Annotated in this window: 18 protein-coding genes and 1 pseudogene; 6 read left to right on the forward strand and 13 right to left on the reverse strand. The window is 72.6% G+C overall.

Going from position 1 to position 17,414, the window contains the following annotated elements; genetic code table 11:
- Nucleotides 1-92: 92 nt before the first annotated feature.
- Nucleotides 93-317 (reverse strand): hypothetical protein, encoded by a 225-nt coding sequence (locus tag HK417_RS01935; protein ID WP_222262780.1) that lies wholly within the window; start codon nt 315-317, stop codon nt 93-95.
- 570 nt (nt 318-887) lie between these two features.
- The gene (locus HK417_RS01940; RefSeq protein ID WP_222262782.1) at nt 888-1,220 is read right to left on the reverse strand and encodes a hypothetical protein; all 333 of its coding nucleotides are present in this window, start codon (nt 1,218-1,220) and stop codon (nt 888-890) included.
- A gap of 261 nt (nt 1,221-1,481) precedes the next feature.
- On the opposite strand from HK417_RS01940, the gene HK417_RS01945 reads away from it, so the two are divergent.
- Entirely contained in the window at nt 1,482-1,634 is a 153-nt protein-coding gene (locus HK417_RS01945; protein WP_222262784.1) for a hypothetical protein, read from the forward strand.
- On the opposite strand, the gene HK417_RS01950 is transcribed toward HK417_RS01945, so the two are convergent.
- Nucleotides 1,627-1,848 (reverse strand): hypothetical protein, encoded by a 222-nt coding sequence (locus HK417_RS01950; RefSeq protein ID WP_222262785.1) that lies wholly within the window; start codon nt 1,846-1,848, stop codon nt 1,627-1,629. The two genes, HK417_RS01945 and HK417_RS01950, sit on opposite strands and share 8 nt — an antisense overlap.
- Nucleotides 1,849-2,261: 413 nt before the next feature.
- On the opposite strand from HK417_RS01950, the gene HK417_RS01955 reads away from it, so the two are divergent.
- Nucleotides 2,262-3,135 (forward strand): IS5 family transposase gene (locus HK417_RS01955; protein ID WP_222262788.1). Its coding sequence is split into 2 segments (ribosomal slippage): nt 2,262-2,825 and nt 2,827-3,135, totalling 873 coding nucleotides; the frame shifts between segments, so codons are not numbered across the junction.
- A gap of 373 nt (nt 3,136-3,508) precedes the next feature.
- Nucleotides 3,509-3,673 (forward strand): hypothetical protein, encoded by a 165-nt coding sequence (locus HK417_RS01960; RefSeq protein ID WP_222262789.1) that lies wholly within the window; start codon nt 3,509-3,511, stop codon nt 3,671-3,673.
- Between the two features lie 5 nt (nt 3,674-3,678).
- On the opposite strand, the gene HK417_RS01965 is transcribed toward HK417_RS01960, so the two are convergent.
- A complete protein-coding gene (locus HK417_RS01965; protein ID WP_222262792.1) occupies nt 3,679-5,028 on the reverse strand; it encodes a hypothetical protein in 1,350 nt (449 codons plus the stop codon).
- A 175-nt stretch (nt 5,029-5,203) separates the two neighbouring features.
- Here HK417_RS01965 and HK417_RS01970 point away from each other — a divergent pair.
- A pseudogene (locus HK417_RS01970) lies at nt 5,204-5,499 on the forward strand (IS5/IS1182 family transposase); the annotation flags it as partial.
- 582 nt (nt 5,500-6,081) lie between these two features.
- Here HK417_RS01970 and HK417_RS01975 read toward each other — a convergent pair.
- The 7 genes from HK417_RS01975 to HK417_RS02005 all read right to left on the reverse strand — a co-directional run bounded on the left by HK417_RS01975 (nt 6,082) and on the right by HK417_RS02005 (nt 12,508).
- Entirely contained in the window at nt 6,082-6,231 is a 150-nt protein-coding gene (locus tag HK417_RS01975) for a hypothetical protein (protein WP_222262793.1), read from the reverse strand.
- A gap of 709 nt (nt 6,232-6,940) precedes the next feature.
- Nucleotides 6,941-7,666 carry a copper chaperone gene (locus HK417_RS01980; protein ID WP_222262795.1) on the reverse strand — a complete coding sequence of 242 codons (726 nt, stop codon included), beginning with the start codon at nt 7,664-7,666 and terminating at the stop codon, nt 6,941-6,943.
- The gene (locus tag HK417_RS01985) at nt 7,663-9,183 is read right to left on the reverse strand and encodes a tyrosinase family protein (RefSeq protein ID WP_222262797.1); all 1,521 of its coding nucleotides are present in this window, start codon (nt 9,181-9,183) and stop codon (nt 7,663-7,665) included. The genes HK417_RS01980 and HK417_RS01985 overlap by 4 nt, the downstream gene beginning before the upstream one ends.
- Before the next feature lie 341 nt (nt 9,184-9,524).
- The gene (locus HK417_RS01990; protein ID WP_222262799.1) at nt 9,525-10,217 is read right to left on the reverse strand and encodes a peptidoglycan-binding domain-containing protein; all 693 of its coding nucleotides are present in this window, start codon (nt 10,215-10,217) and stop codon (nt 9,525-9,527) included.
- Nucleotides 10,218-10,424: 207 nt separating this feature from the next.
- Nucleotides 10,425-11,228 (reverse strand): AfsR/SARP family transcriptional regulator, encoded by an 804-nt coding sequence (locus tag HK417_RS01995; protein ID WP_222262801.1) that lies wholly within the window; start codon nt 11,226-11,228, stop codon nt 10,425-10,427.
- An 81-nt stretch (nt 11,229-11,309) separates the two neighbouring features.
- A complete protein-coding gene (locus HK417_RS02000; protein ID WP_222262803.1) occupies nt 11,310-11,519 on the reverse strand; it encodes a hypothetical protein in 210 nt (69 codons plus the stop codon).
- 266 nt (nt 11,520-11,785) lie between these two features.
- Nucleotides 11,786-12,508 carry a TVP38/TMEM64 family protein gene (locus HK417_RS02005; protein ID WP_222262806.1) on the reverse strand — a complete coding sequence of 241 codons (723 nt, stop codon included), beginning with the start codon at nt 12,506-12,508 and terminating at the stop codon, nt 11,786-11,788.
- A gap of 367 nt (nt 12,509-12,875) precedes the next feature.
- Here HK417_RS02005 and HK417_RS02010 point away from each other — a divergent pair, with 367 nt between their 5' ends.
- Entirely contained in the window at nt 12,876-14,852 is a 1,977-nt protein-coding gene (locus tag HK417_RS02010; protein ID WP_222262808.1) for a hypothetical protein, read from the forward strand.
- Complete coding sequence (locus HK417_RS02015; protein ID WP_222262809.1) at nt 14,852-15,952, forward strand: ferritin-like domain-containing protein; 1,101 nt, start codon at nt 14,852-14,854, stop codon at nt 15,950-15,952. Before HK417_RS02010 ends, HK417_RS02015 begins: the two co-directional genes overlap by 1 nt.
- Nucleotides 15,953-15,972: 20 nt before the next feature.
- Here the strand turns inward: HK417_RS02015 and HK417_RS02020 are convergent, their stop codons facing one another.
- Nucleotides 15,973-16,227, reverse strand: a complete 255-nt coding sequence (locus HK417_RS02020) for a hypothetical protein (RefSeq protein ID WP_222262810.1) — start codon at nt 16,225-16,227, stop codon at nt 15,973-15,975.
- Nucleotides 16,228-16,270: 43 nt separating this feature from the next.
- On the reverse strand, nt 16,271-17,413 hold the full coding sequence (locus tag HK417_RS02025) for a M14 family metallopeptidase (RefSeq protein WP_222262811.1): 1,143 nt from the start codon (nt 17,411-17,413) through the stop codon (nt 16,271-16,273).
- Between the last annotated feature and the right edge of the window lies 1 nt (nt 17,414).

The raw sequence follows: 17,414 nt of genomic DNA on the forward strand, positions 1-17,414 counted from the left end.
GAACTACGCCGGCGCCATCAACCTCGCCGCACTACTCACATGGCTCCCGTGATCCGCCAGACACGTCCTAGAACCGGTCGCGCCCACCGGCGTCACGAGCGTGCGGCGCCGGACCCGCCGCTGCCACGCCACACCGTCCAGACGAGGGCCAGTGTGCTCGTGGTCAGGGCGGCCGTTCGCAGCAGGTTTGCCCGTAGCAGGCTGTCGATCGTGGCGTCGGACCGTCCGACGTGGTCCAGCCGGTCGTGCATGGGGATGGCCCAGAGAACCGTCGTCGCGATCGACACGACTCCGGCGACGCTGACGATCGCAGCCACGGGCCGGCTCACATGGGCCGGCCTGGTCCAGTAGAAGACAGCGCCGCTCAGGAACGACGCAAAGCCCGGCGCAATCACCACAAGCGGTATCGCCTCGTTGTACTGCCGGTGGTAACCGGCGAACTCCGCGTCCCCAACGGCCCGGTAGAGCGGGTACGAGGCGACCTGCGCCAGCCCAGCGCAGCCGAGTAGGCCGTGAGAGCCGTGAGAGCGGCGAGGTTCAGCTGCCGCCACCCATGAGGAAGGACGGCGCCGAAGCGCGGACGGACGGGCGCGATGTCCGACATGAGGACTCCAGCGGGCGATGAAGCGGTCCGGTCCCAGTCCCGCGGATCCTCCTCCCCCGCCCGCCGCGGGTCATCCTCACGTCACCTCGTCGCGTCGGCGTTCGAGCGCGTGCGAGCCCGGCTTCTTCGCTGTCGTGACCGACACGGTCCCCCGGGTGACGGGACTGCTTGCACGGACGCTGGAGACCTTCTTCGCCGACTCCGGGCCGACCGTGACGCGCGTAGCTGACGCCTGTCCCGATGGCGGCCCCCGGTGCGCTGGACCACTCCTGAGGTCCGACGATCAGAGCTGCAAGACCGATGCAGCGACCAGGTAGGCCGCCGACACGGCTTCCGGGTCGTGCAGATCTCCTGGGTCCTCCAATGCCGTCAGCGAGCGTGCGCGCACCGCGGCGCCAGGATCCTCAGCAACGAGATCGAGGCAGAGCCCAGCGACAGCGGCACCAGCGTCGTGGTCGTCCAGACCGTCGAGGGCGAGGCCGTCGTAAAGCAGGGTCGCCACCTCCTGGAAGACCTCGCGAGCCATCTCGAGGTCCACCTCGGGCCGTGCCTGGGCCACTGCCTCTGCGGTGGCCAGGAACTGATCGAACGGTGGACCGACGCTACCGGGCGGCATACCGCCAACGTCGCAGTGCGCCCACGTCCCGGCAAGGCAGATATGCGCTTGGCCTGCCCAGGCGGCTCATGCCGTCGTCGCCAAGCTGGCTCAGGACGGCGGGAAGCTACCATCACGGCGGAAGGCGTGTGCGTATGTAGCGTGTCGCCCCTCGGACACCGCGTTTGCACACGCCTCGGCCGTGCTCACCTCCGCGTCCACCTCGCCGCTGTCGGGGTGGCAGGTCAGGCGCAGACCCAGGTCGCGATAGAGGTCGCCGGCGTGGCCGTCGCCGTCGACAGGCTGCTGACCAGCGCGGACATGTCGGTGACGACCGATGGCGAGATCACAGCGGCCGAGCTCGGCCGGGACCTCGTTGTTGAGCAGCGCCAGATCGGTGCGCGCCTTGGCGAGATCGGCCTGGGCCTCATATGATCCAGGTGCTGACCACCGCCGGATCGGCGCCTTGGGCCAGCGCCGCCTTGAACCGGTTCAGCCGCTGATCCGCATCATCGATGCGCGCCGTGATCGCGTTTCGCCTGTTGCCCTCGGCGAGAGGGCTCTGGCCGTTGGTGCCCAGGCGTTCGACGGTTGCCTCCACCCGGTCGGGATCGAGGACGCTGTGCAGCCAGGCGTCCGTGGCGGCCACGAGGCCGTTCTCGCGCAGATAGGCGGTGCCGGGATGGTCGGCCGGCTGGGACGGGACGAGGTCGGTGGCGCGGCAGCGGTAGTAGAGGGTGGGGCCCGCGCCGGTGGCCGGACATGCGGCGGTCGCACAGTCCGCAGTGCAGGCCCCCGCGCAGTTGGTAAGGGCTCGTCGAGCGCCGGACGGTGCGGGGCCTGTCCAAGCCGCGATCAGGCCCGGCGGCGAGCACGGCATCAGCCTGGGCCAGTGCGGACGCGGCCGTGCGCGCCGCCAGCCAGCCGGCTGAAGTGGGCCTGGACCGCCTCAGAGGGTGTTGGGTAACCGACCCGGTGCGGTCGGCGACGGCCTGACTGATGGTGCTCGTTGACCGGCGTGGCGGCGGGGTGAGCTCCTTGGCGGGGTGATGGTCCGCGGGGATGTGCGTCTGTTCCTGCAAGCCGGTCTACGAGACCTCGCTGACCGATCGGCAGTGGGCGGTGATCGAGCCGCTGCTGCCGGTCCGGGATCCGCGGCACGGCGGCCGGCCGTTGAAGTTCGATCGCCGGCTGATCCTGGACACGATCTTGTACGTGCTGCGCACCGGCTGCGCCTGGCGGCATGTTCCGCATGATCTGGCGCCGTGGGACGCGGCCTACCGCTGGTTCGCCGCATGGACCGCCGATGGCACCCGGCGGCGGGTGCACGAGGCGCTGCGCGACCGGGTCCGGCAGGCCGATGATCGCGACCGGCAGCCCACCGCGGCGGTGCTGGACTCCGCCGAGGGCGGCGAAGCGATCGGCTACGACGCCGGCAAACGGGTCCGCGGCCGCAAGAGGCACCTGCTGGTGGACACCAACGGGCTGCTCCTGCACCGGGTGGTGCACTCCGCGGGCGTGCAGGACCGGGCCGGCGCCCGGTTGGTGCTGCGGGGCCTGCATGGCCGGTGCCCCGGCGTGCGGCTGGTCTGGGTCGACGGCGGCTACGTCAACGTCGTCGACGCCCGGCCTGATCTCCTGGGCCCGCAGCGAGGAGAACCTGGAGCTGGTGGTCGTGCCGCGCAACGCCGACGTGCGAGGCTTTCAGGTGCTGCCCCGCCGGTGGGTGGTGGAACGGACCTTCGGCTGGTTGGCGAGGTGCAGACGGTTGGCCCGCGACTACGAACGCAAGACCGCCCACGCCGAAGCGATGATTGACGTGGCGATGATCCGGCTGATGGCCGCCCGTCTGGCCGGCGAGGACGTCCAACCCTCCGGCCCCATCGAGACCGAAGCCGCTCGACGCCTCGCCGAAGACCTCAACCAGAACGAGTAGTCAGCCGGTTACCCAACACCCTCTCAGCCGACCCTCATCGCATCAGACAAGACGAGCGACGCTTCTCGACCGGGGCGCGGCGACGCCCACCTGACTTCGCGCAGGGAGACATCCTCGTGACTGGCGGGCCCGACCGGACGTCGGCCGGCACGGCCCCGGCGTGGGTGGTCGGGGGTAGGTCGTGACCAACGGGCGGCGGGAGCGGTCCCGCCCGGCGCCCTCCTCGCCGTTGACAGATCGGTGACATTGGTCGTGCCGTCCTGCACGAGGCGCTGCCACAGCCCGGCAGGCGCGGGGTCCCACCACGGAGGAGGAACGGGGACGGGAACCACCTCGCCGGTCGGCCATGCCTCCACGCAGGAAGGAGTGCGCCGTGTCCGAGCCCAAGAGCCCTGCGTCGGGCCTGGAGTACATCGACCTTGTCGCTGAACTGTGCTCGTTCAGCACGGATTTCGGCTGGGGGCTGGCGACCCAGGCTGCAACGGCGAGCGAGCAAGAAGACAGAACCCATAACAGCCCGCGGCCAGCGAGGGCGTGACGATTCTATCCGTAGGGCGCTGTCGCGGCGGGCGGCGCGGCGAGCGGCGTGACCGGCCCTGCGACTAGCGACGCCTGCGGCGTGGTGCTGACCGGTTCCTTGCTGGGCACCTTGTTCAGGATCTCTTGGGCGTTCTTGTCGACCGCACCGGTGATGACCTGCTGGGCTACGCCGAACAGGAACGCATAAGCCAGAATTTGCGGTTGATTGTCGAGCTGGGACAGGCCGGGGATGAACTCGCCATGGACGAAAAGCAGCCCGACCAACGCTGACAAGGCGCCCGAAGGAAGCTTGAGGAGGTTGAGCGCAACCGGGACATCGTACGGCGTTGAGGTTCCTTGGAGACCGCGGAGAAAGACAGCGGCCGACAGTCCGCCGCCGAGCATGCCGAGGAGCGCCACCAAGGTCACGTCGCCGGGGGCGGGGAGGCGGCGAACCTCCGTCCCAGGGGACGGCGGGGCGTCCTCGGACGGGCAGGCCACCCCGCTCGGCCCTTGCACGGGCTCAGGAACGCCGCCCGGGGCGGTCATCGGTTCTGGGCCGAAGCAGAGCGGGAGCGCGTCCGGTCGCCAGGCACCGACCAGGCACACGACGGTCACCAGAACCCCCAGCCCTATGGCGGTGGTCAACACGATGTTCCGGAAAGCCCGGAGGCGGTCGTGCTGGAGGTCCTTGAGTTCCATGCCCATCCTGGTAGCGCTCTGGAACTCGGCCCGGCGCTGGCTCTCTGTCAGATTTAAGGCCAGCTGCGTCTCGGCGGCCCGGCGCCGTGGGTCGGTCACCTCCATTGTCTGCAGGCGGGCGAGCGCCTCTGGGATACGCGCTCGGATCTGATCGTCGGGAAGGATCTGGGCCAAGGCGATCTCGGCCTCGTGGACGTTGACATAGGCGGTCTCGCAGGGGGCGCCGGTCCACCAGTCCAGAAACTGCGCGCCGACCGTCAGCCGTTTCTCGTCTGCCGGCCAGGCGGCCTTGCGGGCCACGCACAGATGGTGCTCCACCGCTTCACCGACCGATCGCCTGAGAGCCTCCTCCTCCGGCCTGGCCTCGGCCAGCAGCGTTTCGAGCTCGTAGTGAAGGGCGTCTGCGGCTGCGAGGATCCTCACCCGCCACGGTGCACCCCAGGGGCGCTGCAAGAGCTTGTTGAGCAGCCAGAGCATCAGGATTGCGACCGCGACGATCCCGGTGAGGACCAGCCACCACCGGTAGTCGAACACGGACGACTTGATCGTGCGCCATTGAGCCGGCCAGGAGATCGCCGTGAAGACAGCGGCCGCGAGAAGCGCGGCCACCGTGATGATATTGACCCAAGCAACGCCACGACGACCATTATTCTTCGTCTCGGGTGAACGCATATACTCCCCCTCCCACATGCTCAGCGATTGCCGCACGCAACCAAGATGGCCACTTCGGGCGCCCCGCCCATGAGCCATTTCCAGGAGCCCGAGACCGGCCGTCAGAGACAGGCCGAGGGCGGCGAGTTAACCCCGAAGAGCCCAGGGCCTCGGCATGAGGGACGTCCTTCCACAGATGTCCAGCCGCACCGAGGTCCTGCCGTGTCCGATCCTGTCGGTTACACAACGGCACTCCCGGTCAGGGAGTCCACCGTGTCGTTCGTGTCCGGCCTACTGACCGGCGAGCGCCATCGTCGAGGCACGCGAGGCCGACGGCGGGCGCTGGGCTGCGATCGGCAGGCGGTACTGGTGGTGCGCTGGTCCCTCGACGGCACCCGGCTGGCCGCCGACAACCGGATCGGCCGGTCGGCGGCCACCGATCTGCACGAGGGCATCGACGCCCTCGCCCCGGCGGCGCCCGGGGGCCGGGGCTGTCGTGCACCGCCACCGACGCCGTCAGCGCGTCCTCGGCCGCCGTCGTCGAGACCGCGTACAGGTTCGGCCCCAACGTCAGCCGATCGACCACCTCGAGGCCGTTGTCGGCGAGCTCGCGCTGCACGCGTGCCTCGGACACGTCCGGCCGCAGCTGGATGTTCAGCCGATCGGTGCCGATGCCGATCCGGTTGCCGGACCGCCGGATCACCCTGCCGGCCTGGTCAGCAGCCGTGAGCCCCCGAGCTCCGCCGGGACTCGCGTCGGTGCCCGGTCGGGACATCACTATCAGCCAACCGCCACGTTCATACGCCCCGGCCGACTCCTGGTCGAACTCGACGTCGTCCTCGATGAGCGACCCGACGGCGCTCTCACCGAACTCGCTGAGGTCCGCCCCCTCGCCGGAGGGTGAGCCCGGATCCACCTGGACGGCGAGCAGCGCGTCCATCTCCTCGACCTCGGACAGTCGGCCGCGGTGGTACTGACGCTGCACGTGAGGTCCTCTCGGCGGTGGCGCGCGGGCAGTCGGTCAACGCCCGGACGTGGCCGCGCGACGGTAGGACCGGGCCCGTCACCGTGGCGTCACATGCCCAACACAACACCCGCCTCCGCCTCCTTCCCCCGCACCTCGACCTGGGTGACCAGGGCGTCAATCACGGCGACCAGGGAGCGAACCGCGGCGGCGTAGCGGCCGACCACGCGCGGGTGGGCCTCCAGTTGCGGGGCGCGCACGCGGCCTGGATCCGCTCGGCCGGAGCCTCGATGCCGCGCTGCTGGCCGGCGCGGCGCAGGGGGTGCGGCGATCTTGTCCTGGGAGAGCCCGCGGCCCGCCTCGGGTGAGGAAGCGAGCGTCAGGATCGCCTTGGCCTCCCGGCTGGTCAGGTGCTCACCCAAGGGGGCCGACGCGGCCGAACAGGACTCGCGCAGCATCGAGCCGTAGCGCGTCGGTCTGCCGCTGCCGGGACCGGATCAAGGACTCATGGGGTGCGGGTAAGCACCTTGATGGTCGGCGAGCGCCGGGTCTCCGGCCACCGGGCGGTATGGCTCGGTCCGCGCGCACCACTTCGCCCGGCCCGACGCCGAGCACATGCGCACCCAGATCGACGTCGTCGCCGGCATGTTCTGCCGCCAACGCCCCAAGGTGGAGCCGATGCTGCGGAGGCCGAAGACGACCTGTTCGCCTTCACCGGCTTCCCGATCAGCCACTGGAAGCCAATTGGCCGGCCAATCGCTGGGGTGGCTGACCAAGGAGGTCCAGCGCCGAGCCAACGTCGTGGGCACCCCTCCTGACCCCTGCGGCCCTGGTGCGCCTCGCCGGCGCGGTCTTCGTCGAGGCGCACGACGCAACGGGGGTCGGCCGGCATCGCCGCGACGGCACGACACGGGCTCCTGGCGGGCGACGGCTGCGGCGGGGGCCGCCGTCGCCCGGCGCGGCCGCCGCTCATCCCGGCGCCATCCAACCAGGCAGCACCACGACCGCCGCACCGGCGACGACGGCCGCGCCGGGCCCGGCGAGCCTGCTCGCCTGCGCGGCCAGCTTCTCCGCGGTGACGAGCACGGTGAGCATCACCATGAGCCACAGGTTCGTGGACGCCGTCGCCATCGCGGCCATGACCGGCCAGCAGGACGCGACGCACCAGCGCCCGTACCGCAGCGCCGCGCCGGCGCACGCTGCGTCGGCCCGGACGCCGCGGGGCGGCAGCGGCCGGAGGCGGTGGCACGCGCGCACGGCCCGCCACTTCCACGGCGACAGTTGCCACAGCGCTGCCGCGGCAAGGAGTCCGGGGAGGACGAACGCGGCGTCGATGCCCAGCCCGCGCTCGGCCAACCACGCCGCGGCGTGCGCGACCGCCCCGAAGGCGGCCCACACGCCGACGTACACGCACAGGAAGAGCACCGTCGTCCGCTGCCGCCGGGACCACGGGCCCCCCAGCGCGAGCTCCCGGGCGGCCGGCAGGGCGCCGGGCAGCATCATCGCGGCGACCATGACCAGCCAACCGGCGGTTGATGGGAGGACCGGCATGGCGTGGTGCTCGGAACCGTGTGCCGAGCCGGCGCCCCCAGCCGTGGGCACGAGGAGCCACATCCAGGCCAGGACCACCACCCCCGCGGCGGTGGCCTCCGGGTGCCGCCACAGACGCCGTCGAAACGCGGCCGCGCCGATCACTCGACGAAGAGTCCGACGCGCCCGACCCGCACCGCCGTGACCTCCCGCTGGGCGTCGTCGGCGGCACGACGCCGGCCCCGCCGCAGCGGCCGGAACGAGACGGTGACCGACCCCGGGTCCCAGCGCCCCTCCTCGCGGAGGGCCTCGACGAGGTCGGTGACGTCGAAGGACCGGCGGAGGTCGTGTCCGGTCGTGTCACTGCCGAGGCTGCCCACCTCCTCGAGACCGAAGAAGTCAAGAGTGCCCGCGAAGAACTGCTCCGGATCGGCGTCGGGGTCCTCGTCCCCGGGCGGGTTCAGGTAGACGGCGTAGGTCACGTCGGCCGACCGGCCCGGCTCCACGCCCTCGATTCCCTCGACCGTGAGGATCACCCGGCCGGGAGCGGCGTCCCGCTGGTCCGCGGCAGGGCCGCGCGGGCGGTCGATCCGGAAGGAGACGTCCTGGGTACCGCCGGAGAGTTCCACCGCGTCCTCGGTGGCGCCGACCAGTTCGGCGGGGGGCCCGTCGTTCCCGGGAGGCATGCCCTCCGAGCGACCGGTGGCGGAGTCCTCGCTCGCGGACGGTGGTTGCACGCGGCCTCGCCTCCCCCGGCGGGTGGGCGCGGGCACGATGATGTCCTCGTAGGTGTAGTCGAGGTCGGCTGCCGTATCGAGCACGTCCGCCGCCGTCCCGCTGGTCTGGTTGCCCTTCTCGTCGTGGAAGCGGAACCTCGTCGTCCCCCACGCCGACACGACGTCCGGGTCCGGACGCCCCAACTCCAGCCGCCACGACTCCCACAGCCGGTCGATGTTGGCGTGGTGCAGCCAGAAGACCGGGTCGAGCCCGGCGGTGCCGAAGCCGGCCATCAACCCGCCGACCTCGACGTGCACGGACCCGTGCGGCGTCTGCTCCAGGGAGCCGGGCATCCTCCTGACGTCCTGGTTGAAGTGGTTCCAGCCCGTCTCCGCTCCCCCGAAGCCGCCGTCCGGGCGCGGGCGGGAGAAGACCGTCGGCGCGAGCGCCCGGTCGATGAGCACCGCCCGCGGGTCGAGCTCCTCGCCGTCGTTGACGAAGTCGTTGCGGTCGGCTACGAACAGCGGATTCGGTGATCCGTCGGGCATCGCGGCGTCGCGGAACGCCGCCGGGAGCGTCGCGCGGGTGCCGCCGGGTGAGTAGTTCCAGTAGGGCAGGGCCCAGCCGGCCCTTACCTCGTAGTCGATGGAGGAGTTGGCCTCCACGCATGCCTGCACGACCCTCTCGAACCAGTGCAGGTACAGCCGGTGCCACGACAGGAAGAACCACGTCTGGTGCTGGCACTGGCCGCGGAAGTCGTCGGGCTGCCCGCCGTCGGGCATGCCGTGGATCTGCGCCTGGTATGTCCAGCTCGTGGGGTCCGAATCGGCCCTCGACTGCATCTCCCTCACCCCGAGGGCGTACGCCCGGGTGATCGGGTGCCAGGGCTGCTCCTCCTCCAGACTCCAGATGTCCCTGCGGACGCGTGCTCCCCTGCGACCGCCGTTTCCAGACGTCTCCGACATGGCCTGCTCCCCCTCGAACCTCGGTCAAGGCGGTCGGCACGGTAGCGACGGCCGCGTCACAGATGCGTCAACGGACCGTCGTGCGGCCGTGGGCCCGGCCGTGCCCGTCGCGGGCGCAGCCGCCGAGACGGTCACGTCGGCGACGGGCCAGTGACGCTCCCGCTCCACAGTCCTCATCGGGCGTCGCCCGAAGGAGCTGGAGATGGCCGTCCCGCCGACCTCGGATCACGGCGATCCCCGGCAACCGGACGGCGGTGGACCGACGGTTCCGTCCCGCCGGACGAAGCGGGGGGACGACCCGGCGTTCATCCTCCAGGCCCGGCGCCTTGCGGCGACGAGCGTCACAGGCCCAGTGCGCGCCGCATGGCAGCTCTCGAGGCGGAGCCGACGATTCCGTCGATGGCCAGCCCGTGCGCACGCTGGAAGTCGCGGGTCGCCTGCTCGGTGACCGGCCCGAAGTGCTCGTCGACGGCGAGCCGGCGGTCGAGGGCCTGGACAAGACGCCACTGCCAGGTCGCGACCGCGGCCCCGACGTCCCCCTCGCGCAGCAGTTGGTCGCCCGTGCCGGGTTCGGCGTGCACCACGTCGACGGCGATGCGGCTGGGGCCGGTCAGCCGGGTGGCGCGCAGCCCCGTCCGCGCCGCCACCCCGATGCCCCAGGTGAGCACCGCCTCGAAGTCGCCTGCGTCCGCCACCTGGCGGAAGGCCGCGAACTCGGTCACGTCCGGCAGGGGGCCCGTCACCGACGGCGCCCCGTCCTCGTGGTGGGCGACCGCAGGTCGCATGACGATCTGCACGACGGCTCGGCCGCGGAGCGGAACGGGGTTCCCGCTCCCGTCCGCGATGAGCTCGCGCACGTACGCCACATCGACGCCTGGCACCGGCCCGTCGAAGTCGAACACCAGCCGATCGAAGTCCTTGTTGCGGCCGGCTCGGACCCGCCGCAGGCGGGCCTGCCCCTGGGTGTCGGCCGGGTGGCTGATCGGCTCCGTCGACAGGCTCGTCGTCAGGTTCTCGCCCATCACCTCGGTCATGGCCCCACTCCACGCGGATGTCGTCACCGTGCCGTCACGTACCCGTCAACGCGGACGTCCGTGCCCTCTCGACCAGGCGCCGCAGAGCGGGACGGTGTCCGCGCGACGGCCCCGGGCAGACGAGGACAGCACTCCCCGGCGCCGCGCACAGGGCCGCGTGGCCATGCCGCAGCGCGGTCGGGCGTCCCCGATGCCGCGAGGCGGCGGTCAGCCGGCGACGGCCGCGCGGGGCTCCACCCGCCATGTGTCGGACGCGCGTGTCCCTGTCGGTCGGGGATGCACCAGCGCGGTCAGGTCGGGCGCCGGCTCGGCGCCGAGATCACGCCGCAGGATCTGCCGATAGGCCTCGAAGCACCGGCGCCCCTCTACCCGGTTGCCCTCAGCCAGATGAGCCGCCACCAGGGCCCGCTGCGCGCTCTCCCTCAGCGGCTCGACCGCCACCGCCACCATCGCGGCCTCGACCGCCTCGGCGAAGCGGCCCGCCGTGACCAGGTGGCGGCTCAGCGCCTCCAGCCCGTGGAGGACGCGGTGCCTGAGCCGTTCCCGCTCCAGGAGCACCCAGTCGTCGTACCAGCCCGGGAGCAGCTCGAGCGCCTCTGCCCACAAGGGCATGATCGTCAACTCGTCGGGGCGCATGGTGCCGCCGATGAGCCGTGCAGCCCAGCCGCCGACGAGGTCGGCGTCGACAGCGACGTCGTCGCGCAGGCGCAACGACCACTTGTCGACGACGAGCAGATCCACGTCGGCGCTACGCAACCGCCACAGTGCCGAACGCAGGTTGCCGGCCGCACGCTCGTCGCTGCCCACGGGCCACAGCAGGCCGGCCGCGTGTCGCCGCTCCACCCGCTGGCGCCGCAGAGCGATGAATGCGAGCAGCCGCTTGCTGCCCTCGGGCACCTCCCGGCGACACCCGTCGACACAGACATAGGGACCGCCGAACAGGTGCAGCACCGACCCCGCCACGGCCGGACCCGGGACGGTCTCAGATCTCGACACCAACTGAGCTGTCATGGCCTCCCCCTTGCGATCGAGCGCGAAGACCGTAGGGGGCCACCCGTCACCGATTCGTCACATCACGAGCGAGGTCGACGCTCACGCTCCCCGGGCGAACGCCTGGAGGAACTCGCGGACGGACGCGACCGCCGTCGCCACGCTCGTCGTGACGGTCCTGCGGTCGCCGGTCGCGTCCTCGACGTCCAGGCGCGCGGTCACGGTGATCCGCAGACCCGTGCAGCCATCGGTCTCGGCGCGGACCACGCAGGCGCCCGTCCGCACCTCCTCTGGAGCCGTCACCTCGGCCACGTCCCCTCCTCGGGGGGCCGGACATGGCGGAGCCAGACGTCCGGGGTCGGCTCGACGACGCCGTGTCGGTGCGACGCGAGTGCTCGGTGTCCGGCCATGTCATGAGGCTGACGGGTCCCCGTCACCGGACCGTTGCGACGCCGACGGCGCCCAGGCTGTCCGAGTGGCGGTGCCGGCCGGTGACGCACCCGTGACGGCGGGGCCTCATCGTCCTCAGGCTCCGGCCCCCGAGGGCGGCCCGGGGCGCCGCCGCACCGGGGATCGCGTCAGGGCGAGCACGGCCCCGACGGCGAGGCGAGCCCGGCGACGAGCCCGAGCAGCAGCAGCGCCCCCACCGCGCCGCCACCGCTCGCCCCGGCAACCGCGTACAGGAAGGCAGGCGCGACGGAACCCAGGACGCCGGCGCCCGTCGCCACGTACCAGCGCATCGACGAGGTACCGGCCAGGACGGCGACGGTCTCGGCGAGGACGGGGACGGGGCGGGAGACCACCACCGCGAGCACGCCCCACCGGGTGAGCAGGCGATCGGCGCGCCGGCGTTGCGCCGACGTGGTCACCCGCGCCACCACACCCCGACCCCGCCGGCCCAGCACGAAGCCCACCAGCGTGGCACCCGCCCCTCCCAGCATGGACAGCACCGCCCCCGGGAGGACGCCGAAGATCGCGCCGTGCGCGATCATCACCAGGCTGGACGGAACGGGCAGCAGGACGTCGCCGGTGAGCAAGCCCACGCCGACCAGGGCCCCCCACGCGCCTGCCCGGCGCATCCCGGGGACGGGATCGGTGAGGACCGGGAACGCCGCCCACTCCGCGAGGCCGAACAGGAGCAGTGTGGTGCCCACCAGGACGGCCGTGACCAGCAGATAGCCGCCCCTGGGGCGCCGGGCCATCGCGTCGGGCCCCGTGGCCGGGCCGGTGACCGCGGACGGGTCCCGCTCGGCCCCGGGCACCCGGGTGAGCCGGAGCGGCAGAGCTCGGCGGAGCCTCACCCGGGCATGGTGCACCCAGCGGGCCGGTCTCGCGGCGCGGACGACGGAACCGTGACGCACGGGTGACGGCGTCCCCCTAGCGTGCGGCACAGGGCCCCGGCCACGGGGGCGCACGGTCTCCCGAAGGCCTCCGCCACGACGGTCGTCCGGGCGGAGGCCCACGCTCCGGACGCCGCCGCCGGTCGCCTGCCGCGAGGGACGAGGAGGTCGGCGTCCGCGTCATGGAGGAGGTTGTGGGGATCGTGTACGTGGTGCTCGAAAGCCCGGGGCGGGCCACCCCCGCAGGCGCCGGGGCCGACGTCCTCCGTCCGCCGGCGCGGGTCGCGGTCCGCGAGCCCCGCCTGGGCGGCGTTCCCCGGCCACTGCGATGAGCGCCCTCCACCTGCCCCGCCTCGTCTTCTCGGGCGACTTCCAGGCCGACGTCTCCACGGTGAACAACGACGTCCGCCACTACGACACCGCGACGTTCGAGCCCCGCTTCCAGCAGCCGGCGTCCGGTGCCACGCGGAACGGCTGGTGGAACCCGTCGGGCAGCGGGGCCTTCCGGCTGATCGGGTGCGCCGTCCGCTCCGTCGCCTCCCGCCGCCCCGGCGCTCCGGGCGACGAGGACCCGGTCGCCACCTGCTCCGTCAGCGGCTCGTCGTCCTCCGTCAGCGGCAAGCTCGTCGACCTCGACCCCCAGTGGCAGATGGCGTCGGAGATCTGGGGTCTGACGATCCGGCTCGCCGACGCCCGGGGCGGCACGGTCCTCGAGGGCACCTTCGAGCCGGCGCCCTTCCGCGACATCCACTTCGGCCGCCAGTCCCCGGCCACCCCCAACGGGCAGGCCGCCTCGGCCGTCTACACCTCCCGCCTGACGGCCGTGCGGTCGCACCTGCCGCCGGGACGGTCCCCGGTCCTCGACGACCTGCTCGCCGCCTCCGACGACGGCACGCTCGCCGTCCGGCTGACCACGTTCGGCTACTCCACCAACCCGCGGGACCCGCGGTTCACCCTCGGCCGGGTGGTGGGCGCCCTGGGCCCCGCACGCCGCGGGGAGCCCCACCGGTTCGTCCTCGGCCGGCGGCTGGCACCGGCGGCGAACGGCGTCACCGCTGCGAACCTCACCTTCGCCGACGCCGTGGTCGATCCCGAGGCAGGGCTGGTCACCCTCGACCTCGGCAACGCCCTGCCGATCACCGACCCTGTCGGCACCACGGCCGCCATCGGCCCGCTCGCCCTCGCGGTGCTGCGGACGCCGGACCGGCCCGACGGTGCCCCCGGCGTGCGCGAGGGCGACGTCGTGCCCCTCGGGGACCTGCTGATACTGGGACGGATCGACCACAGCTCCCCCGACTGGCTGTCCCGCACCGCGGGCATCGTGGACCTGGCCCTCGACGAACCGGCCGCCGCGCTCGCCGCCGACCGCCCGCTGGCGCTGGTGCGCCCGGTCGGCAACGAGGCGCAGGTCCTCCTCCGGGAGACGGCCGGCGGGCTGCTCGCACGGGCCGACGACGTGGTCCTCCGCGTCGACGCCCGCAGCGACGGGGCGGTCGCTGCGACGGCCCGGTTCTGCGCCGCCCGGCGGGGCCGGCCGCTGACCGCCGCGACCATCCGGACGCGGCTGGAACTGCCGATGTCGGGCCTGGGCGGCGGTCCACGCAACGACCCGGACCCACCGACGGCGCCGATCCCCGACATCGGCGTCCCGCAGGAGGCCGTCGAGCTGCCACCCTCGATCGCCACCGACGACGACGGTCGCGCCGAACTGCCGCTCACGGTGCACGACCCGGGACGTCCCCGGGGATACCTCGACGGTCAGGTGTACGTGATCACCTACTCCCTCGACGGGCAGCCCCGCGAGCAGCAGCACCGCTTCGACGTCGTCGTCCTGCACGTCCGGGAGGCCTACGCGGCGCCGGCACCCCCCACGTGGGTCGACGACGTCCGGCCGGTGCTCGTCCAGTACGGGGACCTCTACCCGATCATGAGCCGGCGGCTGGTCGACCTCGGGGACTACGACGCCGTCCGCGAGCACGCCGCGATCATCGAACTGGCCTTCTCCCGGCCGCTCGACGACCCGAACCACATGCCCGTCACCAGGGAGCTGTCCGACGCCCGCCGGGAGACGCTGCTGACCTGGCTGCGCGACCGCAACGGGTACGGCGAGCGCCGTCTCCTGCACGGTCCACGCCCGAGCGCCGCGGCCCCCGCCGCACCCGCACCGCGGGCGGCATCGGACTCCGCCGCCGCCCCGCCCGACGACGGGCGCGGCACCGGGGACGTCGACGAGATCGGCGGGAAGGCCGTGGCCCTGCCGCAGGCCCTCGAGCAGCTGCTCCGGGCAGCCGGGAGGGACGACTGATGCTCGCCGTCGACAGGACGCTGGTCTCCGGTGTGCGGGATGCCGCGGGCCGGGCGGATCTGCACCGCTTCGTCCAGCTGGCGATCGAGCTCGAGCACTCGACCGTCCCGCCCTACCTCACGGCGTACTACACGCTCCGGCCGGCGACGAACGAGGGGATCGCGGCGGCCGTCCGGGGCGTGGCCGTCGAGGAGATGCTGCACCTGACCATCGCCGCGAACCTGCTGGTGGCTCTCGGGGGCCGGCCTCGGATCGCGGCACCCGACTTCGTCCCCGACTACCCGACGGTGCTGCCGATGAACGTCGGGCACTCCGTGGTGGTGGGCCTGGCCCCCTACTCGCGGGAGCTCGTGCGCGACGTGTTCATGCGCATCGAGGAGCCGGAGCTGCCGCTGCACCTCCCTGGCGGGTCGGCCGACCGCGCAGCAGACCCGGAGTTCGCCACGATCGGGGAGTTCTACGCAGCGCTGCGCGACAAGCTGACGGAGCTGGGCGACTCCGCGTTCGTGGGGGACCCCACGCGCCAGGTCGTCGACCGCGACTGGTTCCCGCCGGACCAGCTGTTCCCCATCCGCGACGTGGCCACCGCCGTCACCGCCCTGGAGCTGATCGCCGAGGAGGGCGAGGGCACGAGCAGCAGCCCGCTCGACCGGGAGGGCGAGCCGGCCCACTACTACCGCTTCGCGGAACTCGTGCACGGGCGGCGGCTGGTGACGGACCCGTCGGTGCCGCAGGGCTTCTCGTACACGGGCGCCCCGGTCCCGTTCGACCCGGAGGGCGTGTGGCCGATGCCGCCGGACCCCCGCCTCGAGGCTCACCCGCCCGGGAGCAGGTCGCGGTTCGTCGCCGAGCGGTTCACCGACTGCTACACCAGGCTGCTGCAGGCCCTGCAGCTGACCTTCGACGGTGCACGCGGCGGCCTGCGGCCCGCCCTCGGCCTGATGTTCGAGCTGCGGCTGCTGGCCCAGGACGCCCTGGCCACACCGGACGCCGACGGCCGCCCCACCGGCCTGTGCTTCCGGTACTGCCCCACCCTCCGGACGACGCAGGGCCACGCTCCGGTCCTCAGCGGACCCGCCGTGACGCCGGCCGAGCGGTGACCGACGCGGTGGCCGCGAGCTCAGGAGTCGTCCGGCCCGTCCGCTGACCGGCTGCGCTGCCGGGCCTGGTACTGCGTCGGCGTGCCCCAGCGCTCGACGGAGGCGAGCCGCCGCCGCTCCAGCTCGGCGAGCCGGCTCTCGGGCGCGGCCACCACGAGCGCGTCGGCCTGTCGCTCCCAGACGTCCAGACCGAGGGACAGTCCGAGCAGCGTCGCGACGCTGTGCCCGGCCGCGGGCGTGACGCGCGCGACCAACGTCTGTTCGCTCCTGGGCACGTCGGCCTCCCGCAGCTCGCTCCCCCGCCGTCTCCATCGTGCGTCAGCGGGCCGGCCCGCCGAGGACGTGGTCGATGAAGTGGAGCGCGGCGGGACGGTTCTCCTCCCAGCAGGGCTGGATCTGGTCCGGCGGCAGGACGAACCCACCGTCGAGCGCGGACGCCGGGCGCAGCTCCACGGTCAGCGACGGGGCGTCGTACTCACCGTAGGTCCAGTCCGTGGTGTCGCCCGCCGTGGGGTACAGCTGCGAGGAAGGCTGCGGGGTGTACGTCGTCCCGTGCACGTCCTTGATCAGCCGCTGCATCTCCTCGGCGAGCTCTCGCATCTCCCCCAGGTCGGCCTCGTCTTCGACGGGCTCGGAGGTGTAGCCCCACGGGTACAGGAGCAGCTGGGAGTAGCTGTGGTAGGTGAGGACACCGCCGAACAGCTGCCGGGCGACGAGGTCGCGCACGGCACGCACCTCCGGCTCGGAGAAAGCCCGTGGCCCGACGTAGGTCTCGTCAGCGGGGACGTGGCTGGAGGTGTTCACGTCCAACGTGCCCCACATGTAGCCGTAGTTGCGGTTGGGGTCGACGCCGATGCTGCCGTCCCGGTTCCGGCGCCGGTTCTTGCGCCAAAGCCGGTTCTGGGTCCGCGTGTACTCGTACCCGTCCGGGTTGACCATCGGGGCCACCCACACCTCCCCCTGTTGCAGCCACCCCTGCACCGGGTCGGACGACGAATTCTGGAGCAGGTGCTCGGCCAGCAGGTACGGCACCTCGACGGAGATCCACTCCCGGGCGTGGTGGCAGCCGAGGAAGGCGACCTTGCGGGTGCTGCCGCGGCGCTCACCGATGCGCAGCGCCCACAGCGGCCGGTTCTCGACACTGCGCCCGATCTCGTGGAGCTCGGCGATCCCCGGGTGCTCCTCGGCGAGACGGCGCAAGTCCTCCTCCAGGGTCGCCACGGTGTGGTAGCCGGCCGCGGCCTCGTCCGTCGCGAACGCCGACAGGTACTGCTCGGTCATCCGCAGTTGCTCGACGTCGTACCCCATGGCCTGCAACCGCCCGACCTGGGCCTCGTCCGCCTGCAGGACCAGGTGGTCGGCCCCCACCTCCCACACGTCCAGCCCCAAGGGGCTCGTGAGCAGGCGGGCGAGGGGAGCCCGGGTGCTCGTGGACGTGACTCTCGCGATCAGACTCGCCATC

The organism is Modestobacter marinus (assembly GCF_019799945.1).
GTDB lineage: Bacteria > Actinomycetota > Actinomycetes > Mycobacteriales > Geodermatophilaceae > Modestobacter > Modestobacter marinus_B.

Bases quoted from the DNA above. Each gene is read 5' to 3' on its own strand.
- HK417_RS01940 (WP_222262782.1), bottom strand. From the start codon at position 1,220: ATGCCGCCCGGTAGCGTCGGTCCACCGTTCGATCAGTTCCTGGCCACC.
- HK417_RS01965 (WP_222262792.1), bottom strand. From the start codon at position 5,028: ATGCGTTCACCCGAGACGAAGAATAATGGTCGTCGTGGCGTTGCTTGG.
- HK417_RS01985 (WP_222262797.1), bottom strand. From the start codon at position 9,183: ATGTCGGAGACGTCTGGAAACGGCGGTCGCAGGGGAGCACGCGTCCGC.
- HK417_RS01990 (WP_222262799.1), bottom strand. From the start codon at position 10,217: ATGACCGAGGTGATGGGCGAGAACCTGACGACGAGCCTGTCGACGGAG.
- HK417_RS01995 (WP_222262801.1), bottom strand. From the start codon at position 11,228: ATGACAGCTCAGTTGGTGTCGAGATCTGAGACCGTCCCGGGTCCGGCC.
- HK417_RS02010 (WP_222262808.1), top strand. From the start codon at position 12,876: ATGAGCGCCCTCCACCTGCCCCGCCTCGTCTTCTCGGGCGACTTCCAG.
- HK417_RS02015 (WP_222262809.1), top strand. From the start codon at position 14,852: ATGCTCGCCGTCGACAGGACGCTGGTCTCCGGTGTGCGGGATGCCGCG.
- HK417_RS02025 (WP_222262811.1), bottom strand. From the start codon at position 17,413: ATGGCGAGTCTGATCGCGAGAGTCACGTCCACGAGCACCCGGGCTCCC.